The 22,816-nt window shown below is 48.9% G+C and carries 17 protein-coding genes and 1 tRNA gene; 10 read left to right on the top strand and 8 right to left on the bottom strand.

Going from position 1 to position 22,816, the window contains the following annotated elements; translation table 11 throughout:
- Nucleotides 1–285: 285 nt before the first annotated feature.
- A complete protein-coding gene (locus IKG78_RS12915; protein WP_290944125.1) occupies nucleotides 286–459 on the bottom strand; it encodes a hypothetical protein in 174 nt (57 codons plus the stop codon).
- Between the two features lie 9 nt (nucleotides 460–468).
- Nucleotides 469–2,109, bottom strand: coding sequence for an acetolactate synthase large subunit (locus IKG78_RS12920; protein WP_290944127.1), 1,641 nt, complete (start codon nucleotides 2,107–2,109; stop codon nucleotides 469–471).
- 246 nt (nucleotides 2,110–2,355) lie between these two features.
- Here IKG78_RS12920 and IKG78_RS12925 point away from each other — a divergent pair, with 246 nt between their 5' ends.
- From IKG78_RS12925 to IKG78_RS12950, 6 genes are all read left to right on the top strand, one after another.
- On the top strand, nucleotides 2,356–4,758 hold the full coding sequence (locus IKG78_RS12925) for a circularly permuted type 2 ATP-grasp protein (RefSeq protein WP_290944129.1): 2,403 nt from the start codon (nucleotides 2,356–2,358) through the stop codon (nucleotides 4,756–4,758).
- Between the two features lies 1 nt (nucleotide 4,759).
- On the top strand, nucleotides 4,760–5,638 hold the full coding sequence (locus IKG78_RS12930) for a transglutaminase family protein (protein ID WP_290944131.1): 879 nt from the start codon (nucleotides 4,760–4,762) through the stop codon (nucleotides 5,636–5,638).
- A 112-nt stretch (nucleotides 5,639–5,750) separates the two neighbouring features.
- Nucleotides 5,751–7,244: a circularly permuted type 2 ATP-grasp protein gene (locus tag IKG78_RS12935; RefSeq protein ID WP_290944133.1), complete on the top strand. Its 1,494-nt coding sequence runs from the start codon at nucleotides 5,751–5,753 to the stop codon at nucleotides 7,242–7,244.
- Nucleotides 7,245–7,268: 24 nt separating this feature from the next.
- Nucleotides 7,269–8,198 carry an alpha-E domain-containing protein gene (locus IKG78_RS12940; RefSeq protein WP_290944135.1) on the top strand — a complete coding sequence of 310 codons (930 nt, stop codon included), beginning with the start codon at nucleotides 7,269–7,271 and terminating at the stop codon, nucleotides 8,196–8,198.
- A gap of 276 nt (nucleotides 8,199–8,474) precedes the next feature.
- Complete coding sequence (locus IKG78_RS12945) at nucleotides 8,475–10,940, top strand: CotH kinase family protein (protein ID WP_290944137.1); 2,466 nt, start codon at nucleotides 8,475–8,477, stop codon at nucleotides 10,938–10,940.
- 126 nt (nucleotides 10,941–11,066) lie between these two features.
- Nucleotides 11,067–11,570, top strand: a complete 504-nt coding sequence (locus IKG78_RS12950; protein WP_290944139.1) for a hypothetical protein — start codon at nucleotides 11,067–11,069, stop codon at nucleotides 11,568–11,570.
- An 86-nt stretch (nucleotides 11,571–11,656) separates the two neighbouring features.
- On the opposite strand, the gene IKG78_RS12955 is transcribed toward IKG78_RS12950, so the two are convergent.
- Entirely contained in the window at nucleotides 11,657–12,049 is a 393-nt protein-coding gene (locus IKG78_RS12955) for a hypothetical protein (RefSeq protein ID WP_290944142.1), read from the bottom strand.
- Between the two features lie 54 nt (nucleotides 12,050–12,103).
- Nucleotides 12,104–12,177: transfer RNA gene (locus tag IKG78_RS12960), tRNA-Pro, on the bottom strand.
- 184 nt (nucleotides 12,178–12,361) lie between these two features.
- Here IKG78_RS12960 and lexA point away from each other — a divergent pair.
- Nucleotides 12,362–13,015, top strand: a complete 654-nt coding sequence (gene lexA / locus IKG78_RS12965) for a transcriptional repressor LexA (RefSeq protein ID WP_290944144.1) — start codon at nucleotides 12,362–12,364, stop codon at nucleotides 13,013–13,015.
- A 150-nt stretch (nucleotides 13,016–13,165) separates the two neighbouring features.
- On the top strand, nucleotides 13,166–16,639 hold the full coding sequence (locus IKG78_RS12970) for a DNA topoisomerase (RefSeq protein WP_290944146.1): 3,474 nt from the start codon (nucleotides 13,166–13,168) through the stop codon (nucleotides 16,637–16,639).
- Nucleotides 16,640–16,701: 62 nt separating this feature from the next.
- Here IKG78_RS12970 and IKG78_RS12975 read toward each other — a convergent pair whose 3' ends face one another.
- The 3 genes from IKG78_RS12975 to IKG78_RS12985 form a co-directional block, all read right to left on the bottom strand.
- Complete coding sequence (locus IKG78_RS12975; protein WP_290944148.1) at nucleotides 16,702–17,262, bottom strand: GNAT family N-acetyltransferase; 561 nt, start codon at nucleotides 17,260–17,262, stop codon at nucleotides 16,702–16,704.
- Nucleotides 17,244–17,462 carry a hypothetical protein gene (locus IKG78_RS12980; RefSeq protein WP_290944150.1) on the bottom strand — a complete coding sequence of 73 codons (219 nt, stop codon included), beginning with the start codon at nucleotides 17,460–17,462 and terminating at the stop codon, nucleotides 17,244–17,246. Before IKG78_RS12980 ends, IKG78_RS12975 begins: the two co-directional genes overlap by 19 nt.
- 229 nt (nucleotides 17,463–17,691) lie before the next feature.
- Nucleotides 17,692–18,462 carry a fibrobacter succinogenes major paralogous domain-containing protein gene (locus tag IKG78_RS12985; protein WP_290944152.1) on the bottom strand — a complete coding sequence of 257 codons (771 nt, stop codon included), beginning with the start codon at nucleotides 18,460–18,462 and terminating at the stop codon, nucleotides 17,692–17,694.
- A 616-nt stretch (nucleotides 18,463–19,078) separates the two neighbouring features.
- Here IKG78_RS12985 and sufB point away from each other — a divergent pair.
- Entirely contained in the window at nucleotides 19,079–20,494 is a 1,416-nt protein-coding gene (gene sufB, locus IKG78_RS12990; protein WP_290944154.1) for a Fe-S cluster assembly protein SufB, read from the top strand.
- A 763-nt stretch (nucleotides 20,495–21,257) separates the two neighbouring features.
- Here the strand turns inward: sufB and IKG78_RS12995 are convergent.
- On the bottom strand, nucleotides 21,258–21,803 hold the full coding sequence (locus tag IKG78_RS12995; RefSeq protein ID WP_290944157.1) for a DJ-1 family glyoxalase III: 546 nt from the start codon (nucleotides 21,801–21,803) through the stop codon (nucleotides 21,258–21,260).
- A 107-nt stretch (nucleotides 21,804–21,910) separates the two neighbouring features.
- Between IKG78_RS12995 and IKG78_RS13000 the strand changes: the two genes are divergently transcribed.
- Entirely contained in the window at nucleotides 21,911–22,816 is a 906-nt protein-coding gene (locus tag IKG78_RS13000; protein ID WP_290944159.1) for an Hsp33 family molecular chaperone HslO, read from the top strand.

Raw genomic sequence — 22,816 nt, forward strand, 5'->3', positions numbered from 1 at the left:
AATGCGAATGTCGGCCTCGGAACAAACGCAAGTGCGAGAAATAATGGACCCTATCGGCCTACGGCCTCCAGGGTGACATGTCATCTGGAGACTTGAAGAGGCGATAGAATCAAAAAGAAGAAATGCCCCGCGGAAAACAGCGGGGTTTCTTTTATCGATGCGAGGAGCAAGGCACTGGAAGATAAATGCAGGCCCCGGCACAAAGGCCGGGGTGACAGCATGAGTGATTCAAAAAGAAACCGTCGGTATTGCTACCGGCGGTTCTTTGGTTATGGAGTGGAGTGGTCAATAGTTTTGTTTCTGTAGTTTTTCGTTCTCGACCTTTCCATAGGTTTTCAAGTAGCGGTAAACCGCAGGATGGCCTGAAATGCTGTCGATGGAAAGGAATCGGGAGGATTCAGATACGGCATCGCCAGAAGCCTCTGACTGTCCCGTAAAAAGGGTGTTGATGTATCCCATATTTCTCTCCTATATATTGAGGTTTTTCAAGTAATTCGTGATTTCCATGTTCGCGGAATAATCCACCGGGCATTCGATAATGCTTGGAACTTTCTGACGGAACGCCTCCCTCAATGTGCTCGGCAAATCTTCGGTGCGTTCAATGCGGTAGCCTTTCAAGTGCATGGACTCTGCATACTTCACGAAATCCGGATTGGTGAACCGGACTGCGAAATCATCACCGTAGCGTTCTTCCTGTTTCCACTTGATGAGGCCGTAGCAGCCATCAGTAAAAATCAACGTCACAAACGGGATTCCTTCGCGGTAAGCCGTTTCGAGTTCCTGACTATTCATCATAAAGCCACCGTCGCCTGTGACCGCCAAGACTTTTTTCTTGGGGTTCAAAAGCTTTGCAGCAATCGCGCCGGGCACAGCAATTCCCATGGTCGCAAAGCCGTTAGAAATAATGCAAGTGTTCGGATGGTCGCAATTGTATTGCCGCGCAATCCACATTTTGTGAGCGCCCACGTCCGATATCAAGATGTCATCGTCATCCAAGACAAGCCGGATGTCGTGCAGCACTTTCTGCGGCGTTGGCGGAAATGTCGTATCGTGATCGTAGCGAGAATGGTCAGCAACCATCAATTCACGAATTTGCAAAGCCCATTCAGGTTCCCAAGTGTTGGGACAAACGCTGCCCAACGCATCCAGGGACGCAGAAATATCGCCAATGATTTCTTCTTCGGGCTGGTAAAATTTATTCACATGGTTCGGAGTTTCGTCGATGTGGATAATCATCTTATCGCCATTCGGGTTCCACTTGGCAGGCGCATATTCCACGACGTCATAGCCCACAGCAATTACAAGATCCGCCTGCTCCATGACGATGTTCGGATAATCCCTTTGCGGCATGCCGATACACCCCATGAAATATTTTTCACAAGAAGGAATCACGCCTTTCGCCATCATGGTGCAGACCACGGGTATTTTAGACGAAGATACGAACAACCTCAACGCCTCGGACGCATGATTTCGCACGGCAGAATGCCCCACGAGAACGACAGGACGCTTGGCCTTCGCAAAGACACTACCCGCCGCAAGAATCGCATCTGTACTTGCATACACAGTGTTTTCACGATGGTGCTTTAGCGGAGTCTGCGCCACCTCGCCCACCACTTCCATGGCGGCAATGTTGCACGGCAAGTCGATATGGCATGCACCGGGCTTTTCCATTTCGGCATACTTGAACGCGATACGCACAATCTCGTTCACCGTATCCGGACGGACAACCTGCTTACTGCGCTTGGTAATCGGCGTAAACATGTTCACCAAGTCCAAATATTGATGGCTCGTCAAATGCATACGTTCTGTGCCCACCTGTCCTGTAAGGGCTATGAGCGGAGCGCCGTCGGAGTTTGCATCAGCAACACCCGTGACAAGATTTGTAGCGCCAGGCCCAAGCGTCGAAAGGCACACACCCGCCTTCCCCGTCAAACGTCCATAGACATCGGCCATGAAAGCTGCCCCCTGTTCGTGACGCACAGTAATGAACTTGATGGACGACTTTTTAATCGCTTCCATCAGTTCCAAGGTTTCTTCACCGGGGATTCCAAAAATGTACTTGACCCCCTCACTTTCGAGGGATTTGATTAAAACTTCAGCAGTATTCATAATTTTAAAAGTCTCCGCGATGTTTTTTGCAAAAATCGTGCCAAAATATCTGAACGAAGAAAAACCACTCTTTTTTATGCATTTTACAGCATAGCAAGGCTGAAAAACCATATAAAACAATAAATAACAGCTCCTTATTACAATCAAAATTTGTAAAAAGAACAAAAATTGTAACAAAAGTGTTCTAAAAACACGTATAAACGCCAACACTCATTATTGGCACACTTATTGCTTTTTCAAAAATGTATGGAACATGTAGAGACAAAAGATTTTTTTATCAAGTCCATTTCGTCTATGTCGAATGTGGAATTTGAACACCGCTGTAGGCGTTTGCACAACGTCCTCGACGAGAATGACCTTTCGTCGAGCATGAGCTTTAGCCACAAAGGAACCGACCCGCTCCCGTTGGTGATTTCGACTGATGATTGGAAGATTATTGAAGCAGGGGTTGCCCAAAGGGCTAAACTTTTCAATGCGTTGGCAAGCGATATTTATGGCGAACAACGTCTTTGGAAAGAAGGCAAATTGCCCGCTGCACTCTTGTTTGCAAATCCAGATTTTTTGCAAGTGGTGTGGAAGGCTCGACCGGTCGGCGGCATTTTCGTAAACTTGGCTTCAACCGACGTGGCTAGGCTCGAAGACGGATCGTTCGTGGCGATTGCAGACCACTTTCAAGTTCCCGAAGGTTTAGGCCGTGCGCTCGAAAACCGCATTGGCGTAAGCCGTGCGTTCCCGGAACTTTTCCGCAGCATGCGCACGGAACGGCTGGCTGGATTTTTCAAAAAAATGCGAGACGGCCTTGACGCAATGCACAAAAAAATAGGAGGTGAAGGCGAGACTGGCAAAGTGGTACTTTTGGCATCGAGTCCAGACAACCCACGACGTGCCGAAGATGCCGTGATTGCGCGCTACTTGGGAATACCGCTTGTCGAAAACGACGACCTCGCAATCCGCAATATGCAAGTTTATATGAAAGCGCTCATGGGTCTCAAAAAAATCGGAACCATTTTCCGCAGAGTAGAAGACGGCATGTGCGATCCGTTGGAATTGCGTATCGACAGCGGCGAAGGGGCCGTGGGCTTGATCAGTGCAGTTCGTGCAGGCAACATCGCCATCGCAAACTTCTTGGGGACTGGAGTTTTGGAAACGCCGATGTTCAAGCCGTTCTTGCCGGAGATTTGCCGTGAGCTTTTGGGCGAAGAGCTGCTGTTGCGTGATATGGAAACGCTTTGGCTCGGGAATGCAACCGATGCAGAGCGCGTGTTTGCCGAACCTGAAAAATGGATTTTCAGAAAGGCATTTCGCGATGCAGAATGCTTTAAAGAAACTGAACCCAAAGCTTATGCGTCCATGACCACGACTGCACAACTCGCGCTGTTGCAAGCTGTAGAAGAATCGCCAGAACAATGGGTGGCCGAAAAAGCAATGAATCTCGCCACGGTTTATGCCTACCGCGGGGAATTCACTCCAGCGATTGCGCTGATGCGGTTCTTTGCGGTCAACACAGCAAAGGAAACATCGGTGATGCCGGGCGGACTTGGAATTTTGGACAATGGACTTGGAGAAAAAGATATTTGGGTACTTTCTGAAAAAACTGTAGCAAACTTTTCGCTTCTCGCACCAGCGGGGCAGTCTATCACGCCGTCGAGAGCTGGGGGCGACTTGCCGAGCCGTGCGGCTGAGAATCTGTTCCGTCTGGGGCGAGACTTGTCCGCGTCGAACATGATGGCACGTATTGCAAGAGGCATTGCAGTAAGGCTTTCGGACGAGTCTTGGATGGACATGCCGGAACTGCCGTGGATACTGAAAGCAGGACTTACAGACGAATCGCAGCCAAGACTTATGCAAGACCCCGAAAACGCACTCCGTTACTTTATCTTGCGCAAAGACAACAAGAACGGCATGCAATGTGTGCTGACAGAGATTCGTGAACTTGGCATGCAGTTGCGGGACCGAATTTCGGAGGATTTATGGCTTTACCTGAACGGCTTTGGAATTGCAGAAATACCGGCAGGTACTGGAGCTGCAGCGCTATTGCCTTACTTAAAGGAGGTGCTTTCGGATAACGCAGCAGTGGCCGGGCTTGCGGCAGACTCCATGACGCGAGGCCACGAATGGCGTTTTTTGGAACTCGGTCGCGAAATCGAGTGTGCGATTCGCACTTTGCAGCTGATCAAGGATTTGCTCTCGATTGCACCCGAAGACGAAATGACTCATTTGCGTTTGCTGCAAGCAGTGCTTGAAATCGGCGACGGACTCATGACGTACCACCGCCGCTACGGAGGCCGTCTGCAAATCGTGCCGATTATCGACTTGCTTTTGTCGGATGAATCCAACCCGCGCAGCGTCGCCTACCAAGTGGCAAAACTACGGAAAGCGACAAAGCACTTGCCCGGAAACGACTTGAGCGAAGCCACGTTTTCGCCATTGGACCGCGAACTGATGCGAACCCTCGCCGAGCTTCGCCTTGCAAATATTGAACAACTTGCAGAAACTACGAACAACAAAAGGGAGAACCTCATTAAACTGCTAGAAACACAGATAAATTCTATTGAACGGATTTCCGAGATCATAAGCAGACTCTACTTAAGCCACGCTCCACGTGCAGGCGTTTTTCACGCCACTACTACAGATGTGTCGGAGGTTTAAAATGCCTATTTACCAAATTAATCACGAGACCACCTATGATTACCGCCAACCCGTTCTTTACAGCCACCACCTCGCCCACATGCTTCCGCGAACGGTCTGCCGACAGAATTGGATTAGCCACAACATCGAAGTGGAACCGAATCCGACGATACAGCAAGAACGGCTCGACATTTACGGAAACAAAGTTTTGGCGTTCAGCATTGAGCAGGAGCACTCTCACTTTAGATTCAAAACGACAGGGATTGTAGAAGTACAGGCCGAAGAACCGCCCAACCCCAGCGATACCATGCCTTGGGAACAAGTAGCAGAGCTTTTGAAACGCCCAACAAGCGACGAAACGCTAGATGCAGCAATGTACGCCTACGCCTCTCCTTTCGCAAAGTTCGAAGAATCCATCCGCAACTACGCACTGGAAAGTTTCGAGCCGAACCGCCCGATTTTCGACGCCGCATACGAACTAATGACGAGAATTTATACGGACTGCAAATACACGCCGGGAGCAACGAGAATCGGAGCTCAGCCGCAAGAAATTTTGCGAGGCCGAAAAGGAGTTTGTCAGGATTTTGCACACTTGATGATTGGTTGTTTGCGATCGCTGCACCTCCCCTGCCGTTACGTGAGCGGATATCTGCGAACGCACCCACCTGAAGGTCAACCGAAACTCGTTGGAGCCGACGCGACACACGCTTGGGTCAGCACCTACGTGCCCGGCCATGGCTGGGTGGAACTAGACCCTACGAACAACGTACTAGGAGGGGGCGAGCATATCATACTTGCGTGGGGTCGAGATTTTGGAGATGTAAGTCCGTTAAAGGGTGTCATCACCGGAGGTGGCGAACATACCTTGAAAGTGTTCGTAAACGTGGATGTGAAGGAATAGGCGACCCCAGCAGGGAAAGGCGATCCCGGCATACTTCGACTGCGCTCAGCACAGGCTCCGGCCGGGATGACAGTAAGAGAACGTTTAACTTAAAAGCATAAGGAAACATAACATGAAATTTGGAAACTACGATACCGAAGGCTTTTACGATGAGCTTTGCTTACCGGATGGGACTCCCCGCCCGGCTGCAGAGCCGTTGTTTACAAAAATCAACGAACTCCCCGAAGGAGAACTGCAACGCCGCCAGAAAATTGCCGAAACCGCATTTTACGATAACGGCATCACATTTGCGGTCTATGGCAACAAGGACGGCAAGGACAAAATAATCCCCTTTGATGTAATTCCTCGCATTGTAAGCGCCGCCGACTGGAAGCACCTCGAAGCAGGCCTCAAACAGCGTACAGAAGCGCTGAACTGCTTTTTGACTGACATCTACAACGATCGCAAGATTTTGCGTGACAAGGTCGTTCCCGAAAGCCTCATCAACACCTGCACCGCTTACCGAGCGCAGATGGAAGGCTTTGTGCCACCCAAGGGAATCTGGGCGCACATCACCGGCACTGACCTTGTGCGCGATACCGATGGCACATTCTATGTGCTTGAAGACAACATGCGTTGCCCGAGTGGAGTCTCGTACGTGTTGCAGAACCGCCAGATTCTCAAGAGGACATTCCCGCAGGTTTTCTCCAACTGCTCCATTCGCCCTGTTGACGAATACTGCACACGCTTACGCCACGCATTGGAATACTTGGCTGATTCAACAGCATCGCCTAAGGTCGTGGTGTTGACTCCCGGCATCTACAATTCGGCGTACTACGAACATTCCTATTTGGCACAGCAGATGGGCGTGGACCTCGTGACCGGCGACGACCTCGTCGTGCAAGACAAGAAGGTCTATGCCCGCACGACGCGCGGCCTCAAGCAGGTTCACGTGATTTACCGTCGTGTCGATGACGAATTCCTGGATCCGAAGGTTTTCCGCCCGGATTCTTGCCTCGGCGTGCCTGGACTGATTGAAGCCTACAAGGCGGGGAACGTAGCGCTTGCGAAAGCGCCCGGTTGCGGCGTCGCTGACGACAAGGCAATTTACACCTATGTGCCGCAGATTATCAAGTACTATCTCGGCGAAGAGGCAATCATCCCGAATGTGCCGACATTCGTTTGCGAGAACCCAAAGCACATGCAGCATGTTTTGGACCACATTGAAAATATGGTCGTTAAAGCCGCCAGCGAATCCGGTGGCTACGGCATGCTCGTCGGTCCAAAATCGACAAAGGAGGAATGCGAAGCATTCAAGAGCAAGATTATCGCGAACCCACGTAACTACATTGCGCAGCCCATGATTTCGCTCAGCCGCGTGCCTTGCATTGTCGATGGCGGTTTTGAAGGTCGCCATGTGGACTTGCGCCCCTACATCGTGCAAGGGCGAGAGACCTACATTCTCCCCGGCGGTCTTACCCGCGTAGCGCTCCGCAAGGGTTCTATCGTGGTGAACAGTTCGCAGGGCGGCGGATGCAAGGACACTTGGGTCATCGCCGAAAACGAAAAGGCTCCGGAACTCGGACAAGCCAAACTCTGGATGGAACAACAACAGCAACAACAATAGGAATTTAAAAGTAGGAAGTAGATTATGTTAAGTAGAGTCGCAAATTCCATTTATTGGCTCGCCCGCTATATTGAACGCGCCGAAAACGTTGCGCGAAGCATCGATGTGAACCTTCAGCTGCAACTGGATTTGCCCGGCGAAGAACGCCCTTGGGAACCGGTAATTCAGATTGCAGGCAACGCCGATGACTTCTTCAAAAAATATGCGCACGTTTCCATCGAAAACGCGCTCATGTTCTTGACATTCGATAAAGATAATCCGAACAGCATCATTTCGTGCGTCGGGGCCGCCCGTGAAAACGCCCGCTGCGTCCGCGAAAGAATTTCTTCGGAACTGTGGATTGCCATCAACCAGTTTTACTTGAAACTAAACGATCCTGAAATGCCTAAAGAAGCATTGGCTGGTCCACACGCTTTTTACAATAGCGTCAAGGAATTCAGCCAGCTCACCGCAGGCATCATCCAGGGCACGATGAACCACGATGTCGCCTGGAACTTCACGCATCTCGGCACATTGCTCGAACGCGCCGACCAGACTTCGCGTATTCTGGATGTCAAGTACTACATCTTGCTTCCGGATGTGAGCATGGTGGGCATGGCGCTCGATACCGTGCAGTGGAACGCCGTTCTCAAGAGCGTCGGTGCATACGAAATGTTCCACCGTCGCAATTCGAATGTGACACCGCATAACGTCGCGGAATTTCTTCTGCTCTCCGAAGATTTTCCGCGTTCCTTGCGCTATTGCCTCGAAAAAGCGGAACAATGCCTAAAAAACATTGCCTACCCCATAAAAAGCAAGGCAGAATCCATCCGCCTCTTGGGAAAGTTGCGTTCTGACATTGCGTTTACCACCATCGAAGAAATCATCGACCAGGGGCTTCACGAGCAAATTGAAAAAGTCCAGCTCCGCCTAAGCGAACTCGGCAACCAGATCTGGAAAGATTTCTTCTGCTAAAAATTTCCATTACACTCAAATAACAATGGCGGGTTTCGGCCCGCCATTTTTCTTCTGCTAAAAGAATTGGTCTTTTTTTCGTATTTTGGGGTAAAAAGTTACAACGTTCTCAATAATATTCTCATTTTTCACAACAAAAAACTGTAAAAAAATCAAAAAATAATCTCTTATATTCGAAAAACCAGCATATATTATGAATGGTGTGAGGATGTACCTTAAATATAAGGGAGTTTTATGCAGAGAAAAACTCTACATTTAGCTTTGGCATTATTTGGAATGATTTTTTACGGTTGCACCGATGACAACGGGACCGATATTGATTTTTTTGCAGAAAACGAAGAAATATCCAGCGACAGCGCTATAACTCCTGATTCCGACAGTTCCGGAGATACTAATAGTCCGTCCCAACTCGGCACACAATCTTCTAATTCAAAATCTTCTACATCCCGCAAAAAATCCAGTTCGTCGAGCGTTTCAAGCTCAGCCGACACGACAAGCGAAAAGGTATTGAGCAGTTCAAGCAAAGTCGCGCCAAAAGATTCGACGGATGTCGAAGCAAACAGTTCAAGTGCAACGGTTCCAAGCGATTCGACAGTCAGTGCAAGCTGTTCCAGCGCCATTAGCACCGCAAGTTCAGGTGCAGTAGCAGGTTCATCCGCGGCCCTTCCCCTCTCTAGCTCTACAATTCCGGCCAGCAGTTCCGCCAAAGCCCCTTCAAGTTCTGTCGCAGCCCCTTCGAGTTCCGCCACGGTACTTTCGAGTTCCGCGAAGGTCAATTCTAGTGCGGCAACACCGGCTAGCAGTGCAGCAGCACCTGTTAGCAGCGCAACAGTTCTCCCTTCATCCAACGCGTCCGTTCCTTCAAGCTCCTCTTTGCAAGAATCTTCATCGAGCGGCCTCAAGGAATACAACGACAACCACAAGCCCAAGGCAAGTGCACTCCCTGCCGCAGGGTTCTATTCTAGCCTCACCATTGAACCACTAGCCCCGCAAAAAGGCGGCGAAATCCGCTGCACCTTCGACGGTTCCTTCCCCACTGTCAAATCAGAACAAATTGCAGAGGATTTGCACATTACCGAAAACACGGTTGTACGCTGTTCGGAATTCGTGAACGGAGAGGCGATGGATACCACGACGCAGACGTACTTCATCAACGAAAGCGTTTCGATGCCGGTCGTCGCCATTACGGTAAATCACCACGACATGTTCGATTCCACTGACGGACTTTACGCCACAGGAAACATCAGCAAAGCAGGCGGCGGATTCGGAGGCGGATTTGGAGGCGGCATGTGGGGCGGCATGGGTGGAGGCAATAACGTGTCCGACGACAACAACCCCAAATGCACCGAACCCTGCAAAGAGGCGAACTTCTGGAGCGACAAGGAACTCCCGGCCCACGTTGAATTTTTCGAAAACGGCAGCTCGTCCAAGACCAAGAACTGGGAAATCGATGCGGGCATTTCCATCATCGGAAACTGGAGCCGCTACAAGCCCAAAAAGAGCGTCGCCATCAAGATGGACAATGACCTCTACGGCGACAAGATTCTGAAATATTCTTTGTTCAAAACGCGTCCCGAAGCGAAGAAAATCAAGGCATTCAACTTGCGCAACAACGGAAACCGCTTTTGGACGGACTACATCGGCGACGCCATGATGACATCCCTTTTGGAAGGCACAGACGTGGATTACCAGCGCAGCCGCCAAGTGGTGGTGTTCTACAACGGCGAATACTTCGGCATTCACGACATGCGCGAACGCTTGAACAGGCACTTTGTCGAAACGAATTACGGCATAGACGCCAAGTCCATCAACATGATCAACATCAAGGGCACGGAACTCGAAGCCAGCGGCACGAATGGTTCCTCGGTCACAGAATACCAGCAGCTTTACAGCGAAATCACCAGCACAAAATACGCAGGCGAGAACAACGAAAACTACGAAAAGTTAAAATCAAAACTCAATGTCAACAGCTTCGCCCAGTACATGTTCGCTGAAATGTATTTCCACAACGGCGACTGGCCTACAAACAACGTACGCGCCTGGGGCGGCGGTGGATACCCGTTCAAGTTCGTTGCATTCGATACGGACCACGGTTTCGGTTTCTCGCCGGGCATTAGCGGCTTTGACGTCGATAATCAAAACATGTTCACTTGGGTGCTCGGAAGCAGCGGCTCTGGCGGCATGTGGGGCGGCATGGGCGGCGGAGCAACGGCAGGTCCTGGCACAATGCTCAAAAAACTCCTCGACAATCCTGATTTCAAACGGATGTTCATCAACAACGCATGCATTTTGCTCAACAGCTACTTGACTTACGAAAAGGTGCAAAAGACGGTGCAATCCATGATGGCGACCATCCCCTCTTCGGAACAATCACGCGACGAGCAGAGATGGCCGAGAACGCAGGCAAACTTCAAGTGGAATCCGAGCGGAAACGACTTAATCGCCTATGCTAAGGACCGCAGCGAAACCATCAAGAAAGAAATGGCGGACTATTTCGATCTCGAAGATGAAGTCTCCGTGACCATCGCGGCAAGCGGGAGCGGTTCAGTACAAGTTGACGGAATGAAGCTTCCGAGCAAGAATTATCAAAGCAAGTTCTTCAGCAATAACAAAATACTCTTGACTGCAATTACTGAAAGCGGTGCCGTCTTTACGGGCTGGTCCGATGGCAACACAGAAAATCCACGAATAGTGGATCTAGCATCTGAATCGGAGAACAAATTTACAGCCGTATTCAAGTAAAGCGATTCCAATATAAAATCACTTTAAGTTTATCCACAATATTTTTTGTCCGCCTCCGAGCGGACTTTTTTTGGCAACACTAGTAACGTAGGCTTTCAACTTTGCGTTATTTGTTATATTGTCTGCATGCCGTTCACTCAAGAATATCTCAAAGATTACGAAGAAAAGATTCGTAAACTCCCATTGGAGGAATTGTACGATATTCTTAGCCTCATCCGAGATGATCCATTCAAAGCGGACGACTCGCCAGAACGGGTGAAAATTGTTGAAAATAGAATTCGAGAACTCGACTTGATTCCAACCGAAGAATTAAACAATAAATTAGAAGAAGAATTTCAAAAGAAGCCACACCCAAAATCATCGGCCCTTGCTGCAATTGGATTAATCCTAGCCTTGTTTGGATTTATTTTATTAGCTTCAAGAACGGAAAAGGGACTACAGTGCGCCATGCTTTTTTGGAGTCTAGCTTTTTTCTGTTATGCAGGCTCCAGTTTAATGGATAAGCGTGTTACGCTGCAATATGGTAGTTTCGCCCACAAAAGGGCTCATCCCGTATTATTTTGGGTTGTTGTAATATCGGAAATCGCAATCGGAATTTGGGGAATTATAGACACAATCGTCAAATTATGAAAACTATTGTGGAATAGAAGAAAATACAATCAATACAGTTATATCATTTAGTGAAGAAAAAGTTCATTTTCAAAAATAATGAATAACTATATTAGAAGCATATCCCCCAAACAACAAAAATCTACGTAGCTGTTGGCTGCGTAGATTTTTTTATATGCATTGGAAATGCTTGGGGTAGCCAGATTGGCTGCGCCGGCTTCGGTTTCGCTTCGCTCACTTCCCGGCTTGCCCTTCGGGCAGCACGCAAGCGTGCAGCTCAAAATCCACCATTCATTTTCTCTCCGTTCAAACATTGGTGAATTTTTGAGCCCTGCGCTGGCTTCGGTTGAATATCGGGGTAGCCAGATTGCCAAAACACTCATTTCATTTCGTGTTTTGCCCTTCGGGCTTGCTTGAGCTTCGCTCAAGTCAAGGCTTAAAACCGGCTTGTTCGCTTCGCTCTCGCCGGTTTTAATCGAACTGACTTCGTCAGTTCTCACTTGGCTACATACATATACACAAAGAGCCTCCCCTACGGGGCGGCTCTTTGTGTATCGGGGTAGCCAGATTCGAACTGACGACATTCTGCTCCCAAAGCAGACGCTCTACCAGGCTGAGCTACACCCCGAAGTGCATGCAAATATAGCAAAGATTATCCAAAAATTGAGCTTTTGAATAAAAAAATTCACTACCTTAAATAAATTTTTCAAAAAAAACTCACTTTTGTGCAGTGAAAATATTGACATTTGCCCAATTGTGCATTATATTTTATACAGCATAATTCCGGAATCCTTTATGACGAGAGGCTCAAAATGGAAAAATTCAATGAAACCCGCAAAGACATGACGGCCAGACAAGAAGAAATTTACGAATACATCAAGAAGTATTCCAAAGAAAACCATATGCCACCAACAGTCCGCGAAATCGGCAACCACTTCGAAATATCTTCAACAAACGGAGTCCGTTCCATTCTCGCCGCTCTTATCAAAAAAGGCTATATCAATCGCTCTCCTCGACTCAGCCGTGGTATCGAAATCGTTGACCATTCCAAAAATTCTAGCAAAGATACACCAAGCAACACCATCGAGATTCCTATCGTCGGTCGCGTTGCCGCCGGTACGCCGATTCTCGCCGTCCAGAACCTCGAAGGTACAGTCACCATCGACAGAGACTTCCTCGCCTGCCGTAGCGACGTCTTTGCACTGCGCGTCAAGGGAGATTCCATGATCAATGCCGGCATTTTTGACGGAGACTTGATTTTTGCACGTCAGCAAAAAACTGCCGACCGTGGAGAAATCGTCGTTGCACAAATCGATAACGAAGCAACCGTCAAGTACTATCATCCAACGTCCGACCATGTTGAACTTCGTCCGGCAAACCCAAAGTACAAGCCGATTATCGTGAATGACAAAAAAGATTTTTCGATTGCAGGCCGCGTCATCGGTGTGATGAGAAGAGTTAATTAGCCATTCATAAAGTCAGTCTCCAACAGAGCAAAATCCCCAAAAATTCTGCATATGGGCTTTTTGGGGGTATGATTCCTTAGAACTGCATGTTTTCTCACACATCCAGTTTTTATTTATTGTTTCGAAAAATTTTTTATCTTTTCGGCAATTATGATTTTACTCGTCGCCGAAAAACCTTCCGTTGCCAATCAGCATTACAAACCTATGCTGGAACGCATTGAAGGTGAAAAGTTTACACAAGGCGACGGGTGCCTAATCGGCAAGAACCATTGCATTACATGGTGCGTGGGTCACTTGATTACCCTTGCGCCACTGGACGCCTACCCTGGTTTCGAGGGCGGTTGGCGACTTTCGAACTTGCCGCTTTTGCCCGAAAAATTCAAGTTGATGGAAATCGAGAGCACGCGAAAGCAGCTCGCGGTTGTGCGCGATATGATGGCAAGGGCGGATGTTCTTGTGAACGGCGCGGATGCTGGCCGTGAAGGTAATTTGATTTTCGACTTGATTCTCGACTACACGCCAGACTTTCGCAAAAAGCAAATCAAGCGTTTGTGGGTGAACAGCTATGTGGCGAAGGATTTGGACAAGGCGTGGAAAAATCTGGAAGATGCGACCGAGCGTTTGAATTTGAGCTATGCGGCAAGGCTCCGCCAGCGTGCCGACTGGATGGTCGGGCTGAATGCGACTCGTGCTTACACGCTCACTGCCGGGCGCGGAAAGATGATTTCCGTGGGTCGCGTACAGACGCCGACACTGAACCTAGTCGTGGAACGCGATGCGATCGTCGAGCAGTTCAAGGAACTGTTTTATTACAGCGTTGTGGGAACGTGGAAAGGATTCCAGGCGCAATTATTAGACGAAAGACGTGGTTCGGCAGGCTCACCAACCTTGACGAAAGACGAAAGAAGTGATAAAGGAAAAGGTAAAGAAGAAAAGCAATCCTCCCAAGACGTCATTCTGAGCGAAGCGAAGAATCCAGAAAATTCATCGAATAATGCAAACGATAAAGCCGATGCAGGAACAGAGTCCGGCATAACAGCAACGGCGAAGGTCGCGACAGAACAATTACGTTCTAGCATGACAGAGCAAGAGATAGCTTCGGAGGACTCGCCCCTTCGCAATGACAAATCTGCTCCATTGGACAAAGCAAAACAAAATGTCATTGCGAGTGAGCAAAGCGAGCGAAGCAATCTCAAAGTTGCGATTTTCGAGAAAGAAGAACCGGCTCAGGCTGTTATAGACAAATGTTCGCCGCCGGAAGAAGCGACGATTGCAAAAATCGACATCCAGCAGAAAAAGCAGTTCCCGCAAAAACCGTTTGACTTGACGGAACTGCAAAAAGAGGGCAACAAGCGTTTTAAATACAGCGCCCAACAAGTTCTCGACTGCGCACAAAACTTGTACGAAAAGAAGTTGCTTACCTACCCGCGCACAGACTCGCAATACTTGCCGGACACGATGCAGCAAGAGGCATACGCACTTGCACAAAGGCTAGCCACACCGCAAGAAAAATCCGTCATGCGTGGCGGCAACGAAAACTTTGTCTTCATCAACTCCAGCAAAGTCACAGACCACTTTGCCATCATCCCCACGGGAGAAGAACCGCAGAATCTCCCTGAGATGGAAGAAAACATCTACAAGCTCGCGAAAGAACGCTTTGTGCAGGCTTGGCTCAAGCCGTATGTCTGGAGCGAAATGGAAGTTCTGCTAGAGGTTGGCAAAAATAGCGATGCCGGCCCTTCGGCAAGCTCAGGGACCTGGACGGGCGCAGGGACCTCGGAGCTGTTCCGGTTGAAGCTCAAGCGGAATGAAGATTTAGGTTTCCGTGCACTTGTCAAGGAAGAGAAGAAGAAATCGTCGAAGAAGAAAAAGGGCGATACCGGAACAGAGTCCGGCATGACAAGCGATGCGAAAGGCGCAGATGCCGAAGGCAAGGGCGATGGCGACGATATTACGAACATCGTCGAGACATTCCCGAAATGGAATGTCGGCGACCATGCGCCTTTCGACAGCCTGGAACTGCAAAAGAAAAAGAAAAGCAAACCTAAGTACTTCACCGAAGCGACGCTCCTTGCCGCGATGAAAACGGCAGGCAAGCAAATCGAAAACGAAGAACTTGCCGAAGCCATGAAAGAACGCGGTCTCGGCACGCCAGCCACGCAGGCAGGCATCATCGAAACGCTCAAAAAACGCGGATTCATCGAAGCGCAAAAAAATTATCTTGTCAGCACCCAGCGCGGACGCGAAGTCATCGCGCTCATGGACGAGAAAGTCAAATCGCCCGAAATGACCGGCGAATGGGAATTCAAGCTTTCTCAAGTCGAGAAAGGCAAACTCACGCCAATAGAATTCCGCGATGGCATCGTGAATTACGTCAAGGAACTCTTCGAACACCTGCGTCAAAAATACGGCAGCCAGTTCGAACGCGAAACCGTCACCGACGCCATCCCTTGCCCGAAATGTTCCAGCCCGCTCGAAATTGCGCCGTGGGGTTACGTCTGCAAGAATGCGGAATGCGGATTCAAAGCGGGTCACACCATTGCTGGCCGCACACTGAGCCACGCCGAAATGGCGACACTCCTCAAAACAGGCAAATCCGATTTGCTCAGCGGATTCAAGAGCAAAAAAGGAACGACATTCAGCGCCACGCTCACATTAGGCGATGACGGCAACATCGGCTTTGAATTCTCCGACGACGCACGCGCCAAAACGCCGACCAATTACAAGTGCCCGAAATGCGGCAAAACGCTGCTCGATTCCGGCAACCGCCTGATTTGCGAAGGGAGCGACGTCACGACTTCGAATAACGAAAACGGCGACCCGACGCTCACGCCAGATACCGCCCCGACTTGCGATTTCGTCTTTTACAAGACCATCGCAGGGCATGTCATGAGCGACGAAGAAATCGCGGAACTTTTCAACAACGGCACGACAGAAATCATCAGCGGATTCTTGACCAAGAAAGGCACGACCTTCAACGCCAAAGTCGTCTGGGACAAGGATTTCAAGACGACATTCGCATTCGAGAACGACGGTCATTTCCACGGCACCGAAACCAAGTTCAACTGCCCGCTCTGCAAAAAGAAACTCGAAGAAAACAAGAACGCCATTTTCTGCCCCGCCTGCAACTTTACCTTGTTCAAATCTGTTGCAGGCAAAAAGCTCCGCGTGGCAGACATCAAGGCGCTCCTTACCGACGGTAAGACCGAACTTTTGACCGGCTTCAAGAGCAAGAAGGGAACTGAATTCGATGCCTATGTGAAACTCGGCACAGACGGTCGCACAAGCTTTGAATTCGTACACCGCGACCTCCCCTGCCCTTGTTGCGGCGACCAGCTCCGCTTTAGAAGCGGCATCACCACGCAAGGCGCCAATGGCGAAACCACCAAGACGCTCGCCGCCTATGTTTGCATGAACCCCGCCTGCAATTACGGCATTCCCAAGACATTCTTCCAGCGCGACTTTACCGACGAAGAGGTCGAAACGCTCCTCAAGAACAAATCCACGCCGATCCTTGAACCGTTCAAGAAAAACGACACGACGTTCAGGGCAGCGTTAGAACTGCGCGAAGGCGGCAAAATTGCGTTCAACAAGCTCACCGTAGAAGTGATTAAGAAGGGGTAACCGCAGCAGCTTTTGGGCAATCCATGTCTGAGATCCTATGGTGACTGTTTTGTACGACAGAACTACGCACTCAAATCCATCAGGTCATAATACATGAGTCGTGTATGCGGATCATTATCCTCTGCGTTCATAAATTGAAATTCATTTTTCACGTAAAAGGGAACCGCCTCCAAATACGCATCAACCGTCAAAAAGCGACAACCCGCTTTATTATCTAAAGCAAACATCGACTTGACATAATCGATAATTGCAGTCCCGATTTGCTTTTTTCTGAAGGAAATATCAACCCCCAGCCTACACAGCTTTACCGCCGGGTAGCTTTTCAGACGTTTTGCATTCGGGAATCCACGTTCTCGACGAAAACGGTTAAACTCCGTTTTATCCTTGAAATCACCCATGGCTACTTTATCGTAAGCAAGACTGCAATAGGCGTAAACCTTGCTTGCGTCTTCAACATCAACACAAGCGTAATTTACAGCAATTTTATGCTTTTGAAATGCAGCAGATTGATTAAGAATAAAATCATTCAAATCCTTATCACCACAATCAAAGTTTTTGACGGAATCTATTGGATTTAAGCGTATAAATTTAATATATGGTTTTTCTATACTTTTTTGAAGCACGGATCGATACCTCCATTAGCAGCTTCTCGGGCACGTTTTTCACGCATACCCTCTTCGTAAGCCCTTTTCATAAGTTCGTAGTTTCGCAAGCGGCGGGCACGAACTTCTAGAGATTCCGGATGACGTTCTTGCATTCTAGCTAAAAAACGACGAGCATCTTCGCCAAAGAGTATCGGGGTTTCTCTGATGGGTCTGGCCATAACACGTCCTTTGTTTATTTTATATATGATGATTTAGCAAACGATATATTAAAACTTGGGGCAGGCAAAGCCATTTTTTGAACCCGGCAACACACCATCGAGGGTGGTAATTCTTAATATAGTATGTCCGAAAAAGAAAAACAAGGGGGCGCTTTGCTGGCCGTTCATTTAGCAAACAAAAGGCGACAAATAGGAAAAAGTTAAGCTTATTTCCGCGACTTCCGGTTTGCTAGTCTTTTACGCAACGAACAGAAAACCCGTAGTCCTTGTTGATGTTGTCCCGGTACGCACCGTCGTCGTTGTAGTCCAAGTACATGATGTACGCGAGGTAGCTATTGTTCTTTTTCAAGATTCCCCAATTTTCGAAGTTACACATGATGTACTCGAGGTAGCTATCGTACTCTGTAGAACTCCAGAAGTACGCGTAGTCGCCCTCGCCGTGGTAATCCCCATTGCCGTACCCGCCGCCGGCAGGCAACGCCGAGAACGAGTAATTATCAGTGCCGCTTACGCTGTTGTCGCTACTGTTCCAGCCACTTGTCGATTTGAGTTTTGTCCCCGCTGTACTGGAACCACCAACTGCGGTAAACAACGTCCACCATTCCGTTTGCGTAGGCAGGTGCCAACCTGTTGGGCAAACACCACGCACCGGGTACGTCGGAGAGCATGTCTTATTGTAGCCGCAGCCCTTGCCATTTGAGCTCCATGTGCCAGCACCGTCCATCGCGGCAGCCCATGTGTAAAGACGACCATATTGGGTGCATTTGCCCACATTGTCGCTGTAACAGTAGCTATTCGCCGTTTCGTAGTTCAGGTTCTGTGCCATCCACGTTTGCGTACCGATTGTTACTGTCTTGTAGGTCCGGCCATCGCGAGAATCTGTTAAAGAACCAGCAATCACCGTTGACGGGTCAACTGCATTTTGTTCTATTAATCCGTCACCGCAAGCGATAATAAAACATAACGCACATAAAAATCCACAAAAAGTAAATTTATTCATATTACAAAATATAATAAACGATATGCAAATAAAAAACTCCTGCAAAAACGCAAGAGTTTTCCAAAAAATAGGGAGATTCCCGGTCGGAGCCGGGAATGACAAACAAGACGAATGCCGCATCAGACAGCTCGCTGACTGACATAGCTGAGTCGCCGAGTCATGCACGAAGTGCAATGACAAGAAGGCGACCCCGGAACAGTGTCCGGGGTGACAAGCACTCAAAAAACAAAGCACTGGATTCTTCTTCGTGGCTATTCGCCACTCAGAATGACGTGCAAGGAAATCAAGCGAGAGGCCACTCGTGGACTCGCATTTGAGTTCCGCAGTAGTCATGCTCGAAGAGCAATGACAAGAAGGTGATCCCAGAACAGTGTCCGGGATGACAAAGGCAATAAGTTCTGTCACTGGATCCTTCACGCTTCGCGTTCAGGATGACGCGCAAGGATGGCGACCCCGGAACAAGTCCGGGGTGAGAAGTGGCGGGCATGACAGACCAAGGTAACAAGGACAAATCTCAAACCTACCACATCTATAGGTTAAACCAGAATTGGGGACATTTCCTTTGGAATCGCTCCCACATTTTACTATCTTTACACCCGATTTTAACGGGTATAAGATGAGCGAAAATTACAAATACGGATTTGTCACTGATATTGAAAACGAAGCCTTCGAAAAAGGTCTTAACGAGGATATCATCCGCAGGGCGTCAGCGCTCCGTGGCGAACCGCAGTTCATGCTCGATTTTCGCTTGAGAGCTTACGAAAAGCTCAAGACGATGGAACAGCCCAACTGGGGCGAGCTCCATTTCAATCCTGTCGATTTGCAGGACATCGTCTATTATTCCGCATCGAAGACCAAGAAGAGCCACGAAAAAATCGAAGATGTCGATCCGGAACTCTTGGCGACATTTGAAAAGCTCGGCATCCCGCTCGACGAACAGAAGCGACTCGCGAACGTCGCCGTCGATGCCATATTCGACTCCGTCAGCATTTACACGAGCCACAAGAAGAAACTCATGGAAATGGGCATCATCTTCTGCTCCATCAGCGACGCCATCAAGGAATACCCGGAACTCATTGAAGAGTATCTCGGGAGCGTGGTCCCCGCTGGCGACAACTACTTTGCGGCCCTCAACAGCGCCGTCTTTGGCGACGGAAGCTTCGTCTATATTCCCCCTGGAGTCAAGTGCCCCATGGACCTTTCCACCTATTTCCGCATCAACAACAAGGAAGCAGGCCAGTTCGAACGCACGCTGATTATCGCCGATGACGACGCGAGCGTGAGCTACCTCGAAGGCTGCACCGCGCCTGAGTTTAGCAGCAAGCAGCTCCACAGCGCCATCGTGGAACTCGTGGCCAAAGAAAACGCCAAAATCAAATATTCTACCGTGCAGAACTGGTACGCGGGCGACCGCGAGACGGGAGCCGGCGGTGTCTATAACTTTGTTACAAAGCGCGGCAAGTGTGCCGGCAAAAACAGCCGCATCAGCTGGACCCAAGTCGAAACGGGGTCTGCCATCACGTGGAAGTACCCGAGCTGCATCTTGCAGGGCGACAATTCTGTGGGCGAATTTTACAGCGTAGCCCTCACGAACGGCCACATGCAGGCCGACACCGGCACGAAGATGATCCACATTGGCAAGAACACCAAGAGCACAATCATTTCGAAGGGCATCAGCGCTGACTGCTCCAGCAACGCCTACCGTGGCGAGGTGAGCATCCGCAAATCCGCTACAGGCGCCCGCAACTACACCCAGTGCGATAGCATGCTCGTCGGCACCAAGAGTGCTGCTCACACATTCCCCTACATCACCGTCGCAAACGCAAGCGCCCAGACCGAGCACGAAGCAACCACCAGTCGCATTAGCGAAGACCAGCTGTTCTACTTCGAAAGTCGTGGCATCAAACGCGAAGATGCCATACAAGCGATGGTCGGCGGTTTCTGCAAAGACGTGTTCAAAGAACTGCCCGGCGAGTTCGCCACCGAAGCCCGCCAACTGTTGACTTTAAAACTCGAACACAGCGTAGGATAGCGCAGGACTCAGTAGGAATTAGGCGGTAGGAAGTAGGAAGTAAAAAAGCAGTTAGAACTGTATGGATCCCCTCCCAATTGCATTACAAGAAATAATGGTTCCCCTACGCTTCACTTCGAGGATGACAAGGCCGAGGATGACAGCTTCAAGAATAATCTAGTTGGTGAGCCTGTCGAACCATGGGCTATGGGCAAAAGCAACAAAAAACGTATCTGCAAAGAGATCCGCATAAGAAGATCCCGGAACACTTCGACAGGCTCACTTCGATTGAACTCAGTGCAGGCAGTGCATCGCTAGTCCGGGACAACAACGCCCACGCCCCTTAAATTTCTAACCTCTTAGCAATTGCTTACCGGATCTATGACTGAATCCTTCGAAGACACCCTAAGGATGACGTTCCTCCCCCCCCCTAAAACCTATACCCCCCTAACTAACTGTGGACATTTAATTCTAAAACGGAAAGGGCCGGAAATTTTAGTTTCCGACCCTTATTGGTGTATATGGAGTACCTTATATATAGCATTTTTCAGCCTTCAAAGCGTAATAAAAATGCTTTTTTTCAAAAAAAATGTTCCTCACAAACTTACATTGTTCTCACATACAAGTATTCCCAAAATTAATAAACAAATTAAGAACAATCTATAAAAAAAGGAGTATTGAAAAGTAATGAAAAAACGCCCAGTAATGTAAAAAAATATTTTCTCTAATTAAAAAATAACCCCGGCAAAACCGAGGTAATAAAAACAATTTAAAAAACAATCGTTTAGCGAGCGACAATTTGATTTTTTATTTTATTTGCAAGTTCCACACCGCCAATAGTAGCAATGCACTTCAATGCAAATTCTTCAGCAGTACCCGGTCCACGGCTAGTGATGACATTTCCATCGACAACGACTCGATCTTCGGAAAATTCGCGGCATACAAGTTCGACTTCACATCCTGGGTAGCAAGTAGCCTTTCTATCGACGAGAACATGAGCTTTGCTGAGTACCGTCGGGGCGGCACAAATGGCAAGCACCCACTTGTTATCGTCATTGAGGCAACAAACCGTATTTTCGACTGCAGCGCTCGCCTTGAGGTTCTGCACGCCAACACCGCCACCCGGCAAGAATACGCCATCGAAATCGGTGGGTTCGAGTTTGTTCAAGGCGACATCGGCTTGCACTTTAAGCCCATGAAGGCCCTCCACAATATCTTCCCCCGAAACAGAAGCGATAGTCACCTTAAATCCGGCTCGGCGCCACAAATCTACAGGAACGACGAATTCAGTTTCTTCAAAACCATCAGCAAGCAAAACAAGAATCTGCATAAAGCCTCCAAATCTAGACCTAACTGTTTGCATAGTTATTATAGCTTTTTTCACATCAAAATACCATTTTTTTATTGAAAATATTCCTTAAATTCTATATTTACACTATGAACTTCAAAGACAGGATAATCCGTGCGACAGGCCAAAAAACGCCTTTCCGCCTTATCGTGGTCGATTTGACCGCAACCATGAACGAAATTGGACGGCACCACAACGCCAAGGGCTTTGCTCTCAAGTTGCTGGCCGAAAATTCCATCGCAAGCATTTTTTTGAGCGCAGGCCTCAAATTTGCAGGAACCGTTTCTTACACCACGACGTATGGTGGCGAAATCACAAAAATCCAGACCGACTCCACGCCGATGGGCCTCGTCCGCGCGATGATTCCGCAAGACGAACTCCAGGCCATTGGAGCAAACGAACCCGCTCTTGTCCCTCAACATGTGCGAGTCGTCAAGCTGAACGAACTCGGCAAGCGCGTTCACGAAAGCATCATTGAATCGCCATCCGTTTCGATGGGCCAGAACCTTGCCACATACCTCTTGCAGTCCGAACAAATCCGTTCTGCCGTGGGTATCGAAGCAAGCTTCAACGCACAAGACCCGAGCGTACTCGACTACGCCGCCGGATTCTACATCGAAGCGTTTCCAGACCTTGAAGACAAAGATATTAACCTCATCGAAGTGATTGTACAGAACCTTCCGAAGTTCTGCGACATGTACAAAGCAGGCAAGGGATTCGACCTCGACGAGCTTTTAGACCAGCTCCGCGGCCCCTACGATATCGAAATTGTGCGCGAAATCGACCCGAAGCCGTTCTGTCCATGCAGCAAAGACCGCATGCTAGCCACGCTTGCCACGCTCCCGCTCAAAGACTTGCAGGAGCTGAGTAGCGAGAACAAGGACTTAAATGTTGTCTGTGACTTCTGCCGTACAAATTATACGATTACACCGGCGGATTTGCAGGAGATTATAAACGAAAGACGAAAGACGAAAGACGAGAGAAATGGGCATTGA

Origin of the sequence: Fibrobacter sp. (genome assembly GCF_017545445.1) — a bacterium.
Lineage (GTDB): Bacteria > Fibrobacterota > Fibrobacteria > Fibrobacterales > Fibrobacteraceae > Fibrobacter.

Coding starts and splice junctions, on each gene's coding strand:
- IKG78_RS12980 (WP_290944150.1), bottom strand. CDS start 17,462: ATGGCCAGACCCATCAGAGAAACCCCGATACTCTTTGGCGAAGATGCT.
- IKG78_RS12930 (WP_290944131.1), top strand. CDS start 4,760: ATGCCTATTTACCAAATTAATCACGAGACCACCTATGATTACCGCCAA.
- IKG78_RS12995 (WP_290944157.1), bottom strand. CDS start 21,803: ATGCAGATTCTTGTTTTGCTTGCTGATGGTTTTGAAGAAACTGAATTC.
- sufB (WP_290944154.1), top strand. CDS start 19,079: ATGAGCGAAAATTACAAATACGGATTTGTCACTGATATTGAAAACGAA.
- IKG78_RS12945 (WP_290944137.1), top strand. CDS start 8,475: ATGATTTTTTACGGTTGCACCGATGACAACGGGACCGATATTGATTTT.
- lexA (WP_290944144.1), top strand. CDS start 12,362: ATGGAAAAATTCAATGAAACCCGCAAAGACATGACGGCCAGACAAGAA.
- IKG78_RS12985 (WP_290944152.1), bottom strand. CDS start 18,462: ATGAATAAATTTACTTTTTGTGGATTTTTATGTGCGTTATGTTTTATT.
- IKG78_RS12940 (WP_290944135.1), top strand. CDS start 7,269: ATGTTAAGTAGAGTCGCAAATTCCATTTATTGGCTCGCCCGCTATATT.
- IKG78_RS12970 (WP_290944146.1), top strand. CDS start 13,166: ATGATTTTACTCGTCGCCGAAAAACCTTCCGTTGCCAATCAGCATTAC.
- IKG78_RS12925 (WP_290944129.1), top strand. CDS start 2,356: ATGGAACATGTAGAGACAAAAGATTTTTTTATCAAGTCCATTTCGTCT.
- IKG78_RS12920 (WP_290944127.1), bottom strand. CDS start 2,109: ATGAATACTGCTGAAGTTTTAATCAAATCCCTCGAAAGTGAGGGGGTC.
- IKG78_RS13000 (WP_290944159.1), top strand. CDS start 21,911: ATGAACTTCAAAGACAGGATAATCCGTGCGACAGGCCAAAAAACGCCT.
- IKG78_RS12935 (WP_290944133.1), top strand. CDS start 5,751: ATGAAATTTGGAAACTACGATACCGAAGGCTTTTACGATGAGCTTTGC.
- IKG78_RS12915 (WP_290944125.1), bottom strand. CDS start 459: ATGGGATACATCAACACCCTTTTTACGGGACAGTCAGAGGCTTCTGGC.
- IKG78_RS12950 (WP_290944139.1), top strand. CDS start 11,067: ATGCCGTTCACTCAAGAATATCTCAAAGATTACGAAGAAAAGATTCGT.